Source organism: Mycolicibacterium vulneris (assembly GCF_002104765.1).
GTDB lineage: Bacteria > Actinomycetota > Actinomycetes > Mycobacteriales > Mycobacteriaceae > Mycobacterium > Mycobacterium vulneris.
On sequence record NZ_NCXM01000023.1, the window covers coordinates 1 to 12,799 of the forward strand.

Annotated in this window: 9 protein-coding genes; 4 read left to right on the forward strand and 5 right to left on the reverse strand. The window is 64.3% G+C overall.

Going from position 1 to position 12,799, the window contains the following annotated elements; all coding sequences use genetic code 11:
• Positions 1–485 precede the first annotated feature (485 nt).
• Positions 486–1,154 carry a TetR/AcrR family transcriptional regulator gene (locus B8W69_RS20430; RefSeq protein WP_085291601.1) on the reverse strand — a complete coding sequence of 223 codons (669 nt, stop codon included), beginning with the start codon at positions 1,152–1,154 and terminating at the stop codon, positions 486–488.
• Positions 1,155–1,383: 229 nt separating this feature from the next.
• On the opposite strand from B8W69_RS20430, the gene B8W69_RS20435 reads away from it, so the two are divergent.
• The 3 genes from B8W69_RS20435 to B8W69_RS20445 all read left to right on the forward strand — a co-directional run bounded on the left by B8W69_RS20435 (position 1,384) and on the right by B8W69_RS20445 (position 4,200).
• Positions 1,384–2,310 carry an oxygenase MpaB family protein gene (locus tag B8W69_RS20435; RefSeq protein WP_085291602.1) on the forward strand — a complete coding sequence of 309 codons (927 nt, stop codon included), beginning with the start codon at positions 1,384–1,386 and terminating at the stop codon, positions 2,308–2,310.
• 161 nt (positions 2,311–2,471) lie between these two features.
• A complete protein-coding gene (locus B8W69_RS20440) occupies positions 2,472–3,755 on the forward strand; it encodes an oxygenase MpaB family protein (protein WP_085291603.1) in 1,284 nt (427 codons plus the stop codon).
• Positions 3,756–3,858: 103 nt separating this feature from the next.
• Complete coding sequence (locus B8W69_RS20445) at positions 3,859–4,200, forward strand: nuclear transport factor 2 family protein (RefSeq protein ID WP_281255244.1); 342 nt, start codon at positions 3,859–3,861, stop codon at positions 4,198–4,200.
• 56 nt (positions 4,201–4,256) lie between these two features.
• Here B8W69_RS20445 and B8W69_RS20450 read toward each other — a convergent pair whose 3' ends face one another.
• The 4 genes from B8W69_RS20450 to B8W69_RS20465 are packed head-to-tail and all read right to left on the reverse strand — an operon-like array spanning position 4,257 to position 9,915.
• Entirely contained in the window at positions 4,257–5,504 is a 1,248-nt protein-coding gene (locus B8W69_RS20450; RefSeq protein ID WP_085291605.1) for an Rv1490 family membrane protein, read from the reverse strand.
• Positions 5,504–6,841, reverse strand: a complete 1,338-nt coding sequence (locus B8W69_RS20455; protein ID WP_085291606.1) for a hypothetical protein — start codon at positions 6,839–6,841, stop codon at positions 5,504–5,506. Before B8W69_RS20455 ends, B8W69_RS20450 begins: the two co-directional genes overlap by 1 nt.
• Positions 6,841–8,487: an ABC transporter permease gene (locus tag B8W69_RS20460; protein ID WP_085291607.1), complete on the reverse strand. Its 1,647-nt coding sequence runs from the start codon at positions 8,485–8,487 to the stop codon at positions 6,841–6,843. Before B8W69_RS20460 ends, B8W69_RS20455 begins: the two co-directional genes overlap by 1 nt.
• 36 nt (positions 8,488–8,523) lie before the next feature.
• Positions 8,524–9,915 (reverse strand): condensation domain-containing protein, encoded by a 1,392-nt coding sequence (locus B8W69_RS20465; protein WP_085291608.1) that lies wholly within the window; start codon positions 9,913–9,915, stop codon positions 8,524–8,526.
• A 985-nt stretch (positions 9,916–10,900) separates the two neighbouring features.
• Here B8W69_RS20465 and B8W69_RS20470 point away from each other — a divergent pair.
• The gene (locus tag B8W69_RS20470) at positions 10,901–12,565 is read left to right on the forward strand and encodes an NAD-dependent malic enzyme (RefSeq protein WP_085291663.1); all 1,665 of its coding nucleotides are present in this window, start codon (positions 10,901–10,903) and stop codon (positions 12,563–12,565) included.
• The last annotated feature ends 234 nt before the right edge of the window (positions 12,566–12,799 follow it).

The window sequence follows — 12,799 nt, forward strand, 5'->3', positions numbered from 1 at the left end:
GTCGAACAGTTCCTCGACTCGCTCGGCAGGGCTCACCGCCACCGGAGACGACGCAGTCGAGGACATAACGACATCATGACAGCCGGGTACGACAACTTTCGGCCATCGATTCGCGCCTCTTGGCGGCGCAGCCGCATTGGCCGCTGAATACGACATTGAGGATCGTCGGCCACTTTTCAGTATCTCGTCAGCGCTTGAAGCGACCGTGCTCGACAGCTCGTTGTCGCTTCGATATCGAACCGATCGTGCGGCTATCACAGCCCGGGTGGAAATCGCGTCAATGTTGAAGCAGCTGTGCCAACAGCAGCTGCTTCGAACTCGAAGCAAACGGGAAGGGCAGACTCACGAAAGCCGTGCGATACCACCGTTATTGCGGTAGAGAAGTCCTGCAGTACGAGGAGACTCCACGACCGGTGCCTGGCCCGGGGCGGGTGCGTGTGAGATGAGCGGCCAGCGGCCCCCGCGATGGCGCCGACACGCTCCGCTTACCGGCTGTCAGGTTGGGATTCTTGGGTGGTGAAGCAGTCCTGTGCCGGTAGGGGCCGCAGGTAGTTGAGGGCGAGAATTGTTACCTCGTCGAGGAATTCGTCTCGACTGATCGATGGTTGGTCGAGGATGTAACGGATTGTGAGGTGTTCAACCATCCGTACCAACATCCAGCTGGCTGTGCCGAACGCGACATCGGGACGGAGTTGCTGGCGGTTGAGCGTCAGGTACGCCAACGTCAATTCGCCGATCCGCTGTTCAAACGCCACTAGCTTGCTGGCCGTTCCCAGCCGCGGGGTGTGCTCCATAACCGCTCGTAGAAACTCCGGATGGACATCGAGTGCGTCGAGTAGCGCTGCGATCGTGCTACGCACATAGTCGGGCGCGGGCTCGTTGAGCCGTTCGGCGACCGCGGCCGCGAGACGCCCGGACAAGTTGTCGCTGTAGCGGTCGATGACGGCGCCGGCGATCGCGTCTTTATTCGGGAAATATTGATACAGCGAGCCGGGACTGATTCCGGCGGCCTCGGCGATGCGGTTCGTGGACGCGCCTTCGTAGCCGTAATTGATCAACACCTGCTCGGCGGCATTCAGGATGCGCTCGACCATGGCGCGCGACCGGTCTTGGCGCGGGGTGCGTCGGGGCTTTGCCGGTGGAGGTCGCTTCATCAGAACGCGAGTTGAACATGAGTTATTGCTCGTGTCAGCATGCTGCCCATGCTCGCACATGCTTGGTCGTTCGTACCCCTGGGGGTGCGGGTCTTGGTGGCCTCTTTCGAATCGCCTGCGGCGCAACAGCCGAGCAGACGCGAGTTCTTCCAACCCGACGGAGTCGCGAAATCCGGCGCGCATGCCGCGGGCAAATTTTTCTAGAACGACACCGAAGGAAGGCGACAACATGGCCAACGAGCCGACGCGCCTCGACCACGACCGCCTCGGGCTAGGTCCGGATTCGCTGTTGTGGCGGTGGGCGGGCGATATGCGCATAGCGTTCGAGGGTGGTACCGCAGGGCTACTGCAAACCATGCATCCCGCGATCGGCCAAGGCCTTGTCGATCACTCCGACTTCTTCAACGACCCGGTCGACCGAGTCTTTCGCTCATTGCCGGGCATCCTCGGCACCGTTTACAACGGCCCGCAAGCCGTCGTGACCGGAATCCAAGTGCGCGACTTTCATCGCGATATCAAAGGGACGCTCCCGAACGGCCAGCACTATCACGCGTTGAATCCAGAAACGTTCTGGTGGGCACACGCCACATTTCAGCGCATGGTCGACCGAGTTGCCTCCCATTGGGAACGTCGACAGCTCACCGCGCGCGACAGCGAATTGCTCTACATCGAAGGTTGCGAGTGGTACCGGCGCTACGGCATGGCCGACACGGTCTTACCGCGTGATCGCGCCGCTTTCGAACGCGAAGTCGATCGCTACTGCCGTGAAGTGCTGCAGCCAAATCCGGCGTCGGACTATCTCATTCAATACATCAAGCGGCCGGCCATCCCTGACATGAGCGCCTCCTCGCAGTACCCCGCCCATCCGCGATTACGTCCACTCGCCGATCTGCTGTTGCCCACTTTGCCGGTGCGTGCCGCGCTGGCGCCACCAATGCGGCTGGTGATCTTCGGCGGCCTGCCGCCGCTCGTGCGTCGCCGGTTCGCCATCACCTGGACCCACCGCCACGAGCGTGCTTACCGAGCCGTCCGGTCCGCTATCGCGAGGACCTGGTTACTGACTCCCGCATCGCTGGCCTGGCACCCGACCGCCCGTAAGGGATGGCTGGGGCAGACCGGTCATGTGCCGAGCCCACGCGTCGTAAACGCCAACTAGTAGCGCTCTCCATGCGCATTCCAATGTGAATTGAATGCGAGTAAAAGCTCGTGTCACCATGAGATCATGAAATTCCCGACGCATGGCACCGGCGATCCGACTGAAGGTCCGTGTTGACCCACGCCAAATCCCACCCCTACGACTACTACTGGCGAAGGGGCATGCCACTGCGGCCCGCCCCGGAACGGTTGCACTTCGAACCGATTTGGACACAGTCGCGCCGCGACACACTCACCGCATGGATGGACTTCCAGGACGTACCTCGTCCGACTGCCTGGACCGACCTGTTCGTTGACCACCTATGGCAGGGCGACGAATTGATGGACGCCGTGGTGGCGCGGTTCCAGCAGATCGGGATGACGGAGGGAAGGGCGTTGCTGGACCGGGCGCTCGATTTCGGCATCGAGACGCTGGACGACCCTCCGGCTGAGTTGGTGGTGTTGTTCGACCAGCTGGACCATCCGCCGGCCTGGTATGACGCGCACATGTGGGAGAAGGGCCGCCAGCTGTGGAACAACGCCTCCCTCGCCGGCAAGTTCGGCATGTTCGTCGGTGACACTTTCGGAACATTCGTCGGTGACGAAGTCGCTTACGCGACAGGTGAAACGGGACGGTTCGTCAACGATTTCTTCCGGCGAAACCTGGAGACAGTAGCGTGGTTTCGAAACATGACGTACCCCTACGCCCTGAACCGCTTTGCCAGGCCGTTCAAGGACACCGTTCGGGTGCGCTTGATGCATGCACAGGTCCGTGCGGGACTGCGACGCACTTGGGGTGACGAGCAATTTGCCCGCCATGGCAACCCGATCTCCAATGCAATGATGATGAACGCCGCCATCACCTTCGGATTGCAGCCACTGCTGATCGATCACCAGCATGGTCGCGCGTGCAGCGCAGGTGATCTCGAGGCGGTATTGATGTATTGGGGTTACATCGCTTACGTCTTCGGCGTCGCCGACGAACTCATCCCGCGCGGCGCCTCTCAGGCGTTGGAGGCGATGGACTTCATCGTCGCCTATGCCGGGGGGCCGTCGGCGTGGACGGATGTCATGGTCGGCAGCGCGGTCAATCGCGCAAGCCGCCTCCAGCAGGCAGCGCTTATTCCGCTTCTTGGTGTGTTCGCCTACTACGGCGGTGAGGACATCACCCGCGCTCTGGTGCGCGCCACCGGCCTGGTGAACGTGAACCTCAAGGCATGGATTCGGATAACGAAAGTCCTGGTGTACGCCAACATCGGTTGGCGCCGGGTGCTCGACCGTACACCCGGCGCTGCACACCGCGCAGCTACGCGAAACAGCGATACGGCGTTGTGGGGTCGGCTGCTGAAGGCGAACCGGCTGCTGGCCGCCCGCCACGGTATCCATGGAACCCCCTACGATCACCACGATTTGACGCCCAACCACGGCGTCGGATGCCCGATCCCGCACGCTGAGCGTCCGAATTAGCACACACCATCGATGGTCGCCGCGATTGTCAGCTCCAGAATTGAGAGAAGAGGAACCGATAGTGCCTGCCAGGGCAAGTGCTCCGTTGTCAGTGGAACAGACTGTGCTGGCAATGTGGAAGGCCGTCTCCGAACGAGATTGGGATACCGCGCACACCTTTTACGCCGAAGATTGCGTCTTCATCGACGTGCCCGTGGGTTCTGCCAATGCCGCCAGGGGACCAGATGACATCGTCAGAAAGCTGAGGATCTCACTGGACCCCCTCGCCGCCTACGTTAACCACCCCGGTCTGATCCTCACTAACGGGTCCGTCGCCATTTTTGAGCATTCCGAGACGTGGACCTGGTTACCGGGACAGTCGACGGTCATGCACTTTGTATCAGTCCATAAGGTCCTTGACGGCAAAATCACCTTCTGGAAGGACTACTGGGATATGGGCGGTTAAATCCGATGCGCAGTTGAGATGGCTCAACGAGCGGGCCGCGTTGCGAGCCGTGCCGCCTAGGCCATCAGCGGCCCGCCGAAGCCCGGAACGGCGCCGACGGGTATCAGCGCGAACGCGGTGACGAGAAGAATGAAGAGCCGCAGGGTTTTTGGTGCGGGCTGCTGGTCGATTTCAGGTCCGCGCGCGGCGAAAAGGATGAACACGATCGCGACATCGAACCCCATGATGGTCAGCCATCGGGTCCAGTCGTAGCCGGTGAGGAAGACCGGGACAACCAGCAGTAGGGCGGCGGTCACCCAGGCCATCCGGCCGTGCAACGCCTCGGCGAACGTACGCAGCGACACGCCGGACAGTTCGCCGAGTCCCCACAGCGTGACCGCGACGGCAGCGGCACCGAATATCAACGAGACGGTGAGACCGAGTGCTCCGATATGGCCGACGGTGCGGATGGCATCCCCGACGCCGTTGTCGTAGTTCGGCATCACGTTGCGGCACACCCAGTCGTGATAGTCCGTCTGGCTCAACCTCCCGTCGATCATGAAGCGCAGCAGCGTCTCCGGTGACGTGACCGTCGCGAAGGGGTTGGGCATCGCGTGATGCGGCACGGTCGCGCACAGTTGGGACGCGACGTCGTGGCGACCGAACGCCGCCACCACGGCCGTGCTGATGACGCCCGGCGTCACGGCCAGGAGCGCGCCGCGGCGCTGGGCGGATTCCAGGGCGCCGCCGAGGACGATGATCGCCAGCACTGCCCCCAACGCGAACTGCAGCCCTATCGCCTCGTGCATCAGCGTCAGCACCGCGATCACGCCGCCATAGATTGCGCACCAACCCATCGCGACCGCACGAGAACGTGTGAACATCAGCGCCGAGCTGAACAGCGCCAGGGCCGCCCCGCCGAAGAGGTCGGGGCGGGCCGAGAACGCCGCGAACGGAACGCCGAAGGGCAGCAACGGAATCACCATCGCAACCATCAGCCGGCGCTCAGACCGTTGGCCACCCAACAGCACCACGCCGGCGACCGTTGCCACTGCGCACAAATAAATCGCCGTCGACAGCCAGCACAGACCGAGCGTGGCCCCGAAGTAGTGTCCCGGGGCTAACCGAACCAGTTCACCGGCGAGCCCGCGGCGGACGAAACCGTGCGTGTAGTCGGCGGCGTAATACGACATCCAGTACACGTCGAGCGGAACAACCTTGATCGCGCACCACAGCACCAGCGCCGTCCACGCCGCGATCGCGGCACCGATACCCAGAAGGCGGTTCCGGGCACGTGGCGCCGCCCTAACACCCAGGTCCACCATCAGATCCGGCCCTCATACACGGTGGTGGCGGACAGCTGCAGGTCGGCCAGCGCGGAACACGCGAGCTCGCGCGTGGCTGTGGTGGCGCCGGCGCCGCTCTGATACGCAACGACGGTGAGAAACCGGCTGCCGTTGACGGTGCCTGTGCCGCAGAATAATTGGCCCTGTGCCTGCTCGATGCGGGCCTGGGTGATGCCCTGCTCGGCGAGCCGCATCGAGACCTCGGTCGCATCGGCGCCATCGATGCGGCTGACGGCGCTGTCAAGGCTCCCGAGGTTGGAACACCCCACCGGAAGCTGGCCGGACGACATGGCGATGCCCTCGGCGCGCCGCACCAGCCAGCGTGGCGTGAACGGAATGAGTGGCAGGCCGGCGAGCATTTCGTTGGGCTCTTGCTCGAGGGCCGTCAGCGATCTCTTGACGTCGGCGCGCACGGCGCTCAAGTCGTCAGCGACCGCTATGCCGTCGACGGTCAGCGTGATCGAGGTCAGCGCGTTGGCGCGGTCGTCGTCGGGGGTGCGGTCGCTGACCGGAAGCACGACCGTCACGGAGTTCCCGTCGGGCAGCACCCTGCCCATCCGGTGAGCCAGGCGAGTGGCGAACGCGACGAAAAGTGCGTTGCCGCTTCCGTTGAGGACGCGCGCTCGCGCCTCCCACGCCGCGGCGTCGGTTTGGATCGTCACCGATGGCGAGGTGTTCGGCTCGTCGTCGATCGGCCCCCCGGGCCGCCGCACCGGCGACTGCCCCCGCTGATCGGACGAGACCCTGCGCAAAATCAGCAGGGTCGCGATGAGCGCGCGGATCGCCGCCGGCAGGGCACGAACGGCATCGACCAGGTCCTCCAAGACCGCGCTGCTCCGCCCGCGTGAATTCGGCCGTGCATAACCAAGATTGCGTCGTTCTCCCTTGACCGCTTCGGCGACGGCCAACACCAGCCCGAGCCCGTCGACTACGCAGTGCGACGCCACCAGGGTGACCGCCGCACCGCCGTCGTCCAACGGCAGCACGCCGAGATGAAACGTCGGGCCGTGCTCGGGATCGACACCCACCCGGCCGCGTCGTTCGAGCCACGCCCCAATCTCACCCCGCGGTCGCCGCGGTTCCCACGCGATGTCGGGCGAGCGGCTGTCGAGCACCCAGCGATGCCGCCCGAACGGCAGCCGCGAACGCTCGATCCGGCGTCCGAGCAAGCCGGCACCGAGATTGTCGTTGAAGGACCGCAATTCGTCGATGTTCACGTCGCGGTCGTAGATCCACGTGGACTGCACGGTGCTGCCCTGACCGGTGGCGCGCAGCCGTAGGAAGGCGGCCTGGTCCAGCAGCGCCAGCCTCGCCATTAGCACCCTGCTTCGGCCGCAGCGCGATACCCGCGCACCGCCACCGGCGCGAACACCGCGACCAGCACGCCGCCCCACAGGCCCGCCTGCCACAGCGGCGACAGCACCGGACCGCCCTCCGCGAGCGCGCGCATTGCCTCGATCGTCGGGGAGATAGGCGAAAATCGCACCACCGGTTGCAGCCAACCCGGAAACACCTCGGCGGGCGCCACACCGGTGTTCAGGAACAGCAGCACTATGCACCCCGCGCCCAGCCAGGTCACCATCGCCTTGCCGTCCGCGCGGGCAGCGATGGCGATGACCAATGTCGCCATGCCGGCCGAGATCACCACGGGCATCAGGACGAAAGCCAGCATTGCGATCCAGCCGTAGTTGAATCGCAGACCCAAGGCGATCCCGAAGACGGTGAGCAGCAGGGCGGACGCGATGGTTCGGGCGGCCTCGGCGACCAATCGGCCCGCCACGGTGCTGGCCCGATGAACCGGCTGCACCCACAGCCTGGTCAGCACACCGGACTCGCGTTCGGATGGCAAAGCCAGACCGGCGCCGAGGGTTCCGAACACCGCACCGACCACCGCGCACATCGGGACCAGCCCATACAGGCTGTCGTGTCCGGTGGCGGCCAGGACGGATTTGCCCACCAGCAGTTTGTAGATGATGAGGAGAAAGGTCGGAAACAACAGCGCTTGCACCGCGACAATGGGGTCGCGGCGCCAGCGGCGCAGCAGCCGTCCCGCTTCCGAAGCGCTTTGACTGACGAAGGCGGTCAGCGACGTAGCGCACGGAGTCTCCTGCCGTACAACGGCACTGACGGCCGCCGGCGTCTGATCTGTGGACGCATGGCGCGCCGGCAACTCGTCTCGACCTGCCCTGCGGACGAGCAGCGGCGCGCCCGAACTTCCTGCGCTGACGCGTCGCTGCATCCGCACCGCGAGAACGCCGAAAAGTGCCAGCAAGCCAAGGCACCACGTCAACGTCACCGTCAGATCCCTGCCGGTGACGTGACCGGTGGCAAGGCCGCGGAGCGTCTCGGTGACCTGAGACACCGGTTGGTTGCGAATGAAGGGTCCAAGCCATGCCGGAAACGATTCCGCCGGAGCGATTCCGGTGGACAACAAGATAAGGACCAGTTGGGGGAGAAGCAGTAATTGGCTCGACGATTCGACGGAGCCGACCCGGGAGCCCAGGGCATCCGCACCGAGACAAACCGCCATCGCGAACGCCACCACGATGATCACGAACAGAACCGTGTCACCAGGGCCGCCTTCCATCCGGAAGTCGAACAACGATCCGACCGCGATGGCCGCGACCAACGCGATGATCGCGCGTGTCAGGCAATAGAGCATCCGCGCGCCCAGCGGCACCGCCGCGGAAACCGGCAGGGTGCGAAGCCGGGAACCGAAGCCGGACAACCGGTCTCGCGCGGCGCGGTCGGCCGTTGTCATGGCCCCGAACAGCATCGCCTGCACGATGACCACCGGAACGACATACTGGGGATAGCTCATCGGGCCGGTGTGGATGAGTCCGCCGAGTACCAGGGTGAACCCCAGGAAACAGCCCACCGGTGCCAGCGCGGCGAAAAGCAGGTCAGCGTCGCGCCGAGAGGCGGACACCGTCCGCAAGGTGAGTGCCACCAGGGCACTCATACCGAGGCCTCCGGCGACGCCATGACCGGAACCACATCACGCATCGATACCCAGTCCGGCATCGCAGACCCGGCTGAACTCGGCGCGCATCGTCTCGACGTAGCGCAGGACGGACCTGCGGGCGACGTCGGTGCCCGGGTAGGCGACCACCAGCTGCGTCTTGTCGTGCATGCGATTGACCCACATGCACACCGTTTCCGACAGCCGGTTATCGCCCCACACGCCGGCGCGCAGGCCGTCGAAGTAATCGCCGAACGGCAATTTGCGGATGTCGATGTAGGACAGCATCGGGACCGGACGGTCCGGGACCTCGATGGGGTTCGACGTCGGGTCGGTGGATTCGAGCAGGTGGTAATACGGCACGGCGCCCAGGGCGGTGTTGCCGTCGAAGGATGCCTGGGCGGCGCTGACCACCTCGTCGAACGACGCGCCGGCGGTCGGAATCGCCAACGGGACGAAACTGGCCAACCAGCCGACCGCCGTGGCGTGCGCGGGATCCCGTCGGTTGTCGAACGGTGTGAGCCCGAAATAGGTTGCGGCGCCAGTCAACCGATGCTCCGTCAGTGCGGCGCAGGCGAACACGCCACCGCTGAAACGCGCACCCGCCGCACGGCACACCGCTTCGAATTGCCGGCCCTGCTCGTCATCGATCAGGTCGAATACGTCGATGGCTCCTGGTGTATCCGCCTTCGACTCACCCAGTTCCAGGGGAAACTTCGGTAGCGCCCCATTGTTCGCTGCGAGAAAGGCCCGCCACGACTGGATTTCTGCTGATTCCTCGTTGAGGCCCCGGGTGTACGCATACTGGTTCGCGCTGTATCCGCGATGGCTCGGGGCGGGCGGCAGCGGATTTTCCGCCCTTAGCACCGCAGCGAAGTATATCGTCTGGATGTCGAGGAAGATCACGCCCGCCGACATGCCGTCGGCACGCAAATGGTCAACGGCGATATAGATGGTGAACCGGTCTTCCGCCTGAATGATGCCGAACGTGAAGCAATCCCATTGCAGCGGGTCGGGCGTATCGAGAAGCAATTTGCGGATCTGGGTCGGCGCCATCCTTCCGAGATCCGTTGGCGCCAAGGTGATTGTCGCAGGATCGGGAATGACATAGCGAATGATTTCGTCGTCGTCGCCGAAGGCAAAGCGGTCGTGGTAGGTGTCGTGCCGCCGCAGATGAGTATTGACGGCCTGCGTCATCGCGTCGATATCGCACACGCCGCTGATTTCCCAAGCCCCGATGCACAGCCGGGGGATATCACGGCCGCGGTTGACCTGGCGCCGGTAATAGCGAAGGTGCTGCGCTTGCTGATAACTCACCGGGGCGGGATGGTGTTGCGCTTCGGCGGCGCGCCGGTAGGTGGCCGCGGTAGGGTACCAGGACACGACGGTGCCCTCGGCTGTCCAGTCCTCAACCGTGCCCAAGAACATGCGCTACCTTTCGTCCGTCAGCTGGCGACGCCGGTTTGGATGACCTTAACGGCAACGCGCATGACTCGCTGAGTAAGTCGGTTGCCGAAGCGGTTGGGTTCCGTCGGCCCAGCAAGTTCCTTGCGGCGCGCGGTGCCGCCGGTGCACGCTGTTGGATGAGCTCGCTGCGATTTCGGTTGACGGTGCGCATGGCGTCAAGCAGCGCAAATAAATGACTCGGCGATCAACCCGCGGCGCAATCATAAAGTCCCCCTCGCGGGCTCGAGCTATCGCCCAGAAAGTTCTGTCAACCGATTGTGTGCTCGTGTGAGGTAGTCGGCAACGTGGGGTCAATTAATTTGCGCTTCGTTAACACGGAACTGCTACTCAAACGAGCATTTATCTCGACGTGATGGCCCAACCTGTCGATTCCCACCCACAAAGCAAGCGCAATCCTGGCGAGGCCAAACGTGACGCTGGCAGGCCCACCGGAACGGCGCTTCGGTTACCATACCGTGATGTATGGCCGTATTGGAATAGTGTCCGCGAAAGATTCATGGGCCGATAAATCGGGCAAACGATTAAGCGAGGCTCAAAAGCGCCGCGGCGCTAGGGACTACGCCGACAAATGGCGACGTCGATAGGGAAGATCGGCGATAAGCCGAAGCGCCGCCAGCAAACTGTGACCTAGGGTGATCCCGACGTAATGGACCAGAAAACGAAGAGCGCACAACGGGTTACGCGCAGGTTAACACGGGGAGCGCCCGAAATCCCGTGCGCCAGCAGGATAGACATCGCAGGCCGCTTAACAGCGTGTAGTTCTCGTCATGGTGAGCAGAGACTCCGCCGGTAGCGCGCAGGACGCAACGTCTCGGGCGGCCCGACCTACGGCGGCGCACCCCGACGGCGGCCACCCGCAGACAAAGCGTCCTCCGATGGTCGATGATGGTCGGGACAACCCGTCGTTTCTCGTCACCGTGAATCTTCGAAAGAACGGATGTTGACGATGCCCGATGAGCTGCGCGGTACGGCTAGACTGTTCGATGCGTTGACCACCAAAGGCACCGCCTTCACCGAATCCGAGCGCCAGCGGTTGGGGCTCTTGGGACTGCTGCCGACGACCGTCAAGACGCTGGAGCAGCAAGCCGAGCACTGCTGGCACGAATTCTCCACTCGGCGCAACGATCTCGACAAACACATCTATCTGCGGGCACTGCAGGACCGCAACGAGACGTTGTTCTACCGGGTGCTGCGTGATCACATCCCCGAGGCGCTGCCGATCGTCTACACCCCCACCGTGGGTGACGCCTGCCAGCGTTTCAGTGAGATCTACCGGCGGCCGCGAGGACTGTTCGTTTCCTACGCCGAGGGTGACTGCCTGGACGAGGTGCTGAACAACCGGCCGCAGCGCGACGTCGATGTGATCGTGGTGACGGACGGGCAGCGCATCCTCGGCCTGGGTGATCAGGGCATCGGCGGGATGGGTATCCCGATCGGAAAGCTCTCCCTCTACACCCTGATCGGCGGGATCGATCCCGCGCGCACCCTTCCGATCGTGCTCGACGTAGGTACCGACAACAGCGAACTTCTCGACGATCCGCAATACCTGGGCTGGCGGCACCGGCGCATCGACGACGACGATTACTACGCCTTCATCGACAAGTTCGTCACCGCGGTGCGCAAGCATCTGCCCAATGTGCTGCTGCAGTGGGAGGACTTCGCCACGACGCATGCGCTGCCGATCCTGGCCCGCTACCGCGACAAGCTCCTCACCTTCAACGACGACATCCAGGGGACGGCCGCCGTCGCCGTTGGAGCGCTGCACGGCGCCGCCAAAGTCGCCGGCCGCCCGCTCTCGCGGCAACAGGTCGTCATGCTCGGCGCCGGCTCGGCCGGCATCGGAGTGCTCGACATGATTCGCCGGCAGATGATGACCGAAGGCTTGTCCGAACAGGAAGCCTCGCAGCGCATTTGGGTTGTCGACGTAGTCGGCCTGCTCACCGATGACCGCACCGACCTGTCCGACGCGCAGCGCGCATTCGCCCAGCCGGCCGGCCGCGTTGCGGAATGGGGTCTTTCCGGGCCCGCCCAGCTCGCCGACGTCGTCCACCATGTCGACGCGGGTGTGCTGCTCGGCCTGTCGACCGCGGCGGGCGCCTTCACCGAGAGCATCGTGCGCGAGCTCGCCGACAAGACCGAGCGGCCGATCATCTTCCCGCTCTCCAACCCGACGAGCCGCGCCGAGGCGCACCCCGCGGAATTGGATCAGTGGACCGACGGGCGCGCCTTGATCGCCACCGGCTCACCGTTCGCGCCGCTACACCGAAATGGCGTGGAACGCCCAGTGGCCCAATGCAATAACGTCTATATCTTCCCCGCGATGGGACTGGCCGTGACCGCGGCTCAGGCGACGCGGGTCACCGACGAGATGATGCGGGTCGCCGCCGAGACCTTGGGCGAGGCATCGCCGGCCCTCGCCGATCCCGACCAGCCGCTGCTGCCCGCATGGTCGGACGTGCCCGATATCGCGGTGCGGATCGCGCACGCCGTCGCCGTGCAGGCCATCGCGGACGGCGTCGCCCCGACGCGCAGCGACGCTGAACTCACCCAACGCATCACGCAGGTGCGTTGGGTCCCCGAATATCCTGCCTCGGGGGACACCACCGGCTAGTAGGCGTCGCACAGGTAGCGGTGCGTCGGCCCGCATGCGCGGCGCGCCTCCTTCGGCCATCACTTCGACTGTCGAAGTGACGTACCGCCGGTTACGGATACCGACCGCGCTGTGAGTATGTTCACTTTCCGCTTTGCGCCAGTCATGGCCGTGGACAACGACTTTGGCGACCGCATGGAAATACCAGCGCAGCAGCGTAATCGGCGAACCGTGCCGAGCGGACGCCGCTACCGG

Bases quoted from the DNA above. Each gene is read 5' to 3' on its own strand.
- B8W69_RS20430 (WP_085291601.1), bottom strand. From the start codon at position 1,154: ATGAAGCGACCTCCACCGGCAAAGCCCCGACGCACCCCGCGCCAAGAC.
- B8W69_RS20435 (WP_085291602.1), top strand. From the start codon at position 1,384: ATGGCCAACGAGCCGACGCGCCTCGACCACGACCGCCTCGGGCTAGGT.
- B8W69_RS20440 (WP_085291603.1), top strand. From the start codon at position 2,472: ATGCCACTGCGGCCCGCCCCGGAACGGTTGCACTTCGAACCGATTTGG.
- B8W69_RS20450 (WP_085291605.1), bottom strand. From the start codon at position 5,504: ATGGTGGACCTGGGTGTTAGGGCGGCGCCACGTGCCCGGAACCGCCTT.
- B8W69_RS20455 (WP_085291606.1), bottom strand. From the start codon at position 6,841: ATGGCGAGGCTGGCGCTGCTGGACCAGGCCGCCTTCCTACGGCTGCGC.
- B8W69_RS20460 (WP_085291607.1), bottom strand. From the start codon at position 8,487: ATGAGTGCCCTGGTGGCACTCACCTTGCGGACGGTGTCCGCCTCTCGG.
- B8W69_RS20465 (WP_085291608.1), bottom strand. From the start codon at position 9,915: ATGTTCTTGGGCACGGTTGAGGACTGGACAGCCGAGGGCACCGTCGTG.
- B8W69_RS20470 (WP_085291663.1), top strand. From the start codon at position 10,901: ATGCCCGATGAGCTGCGCGGTACGGCTAGACTGTTCGATGCGTTGACC.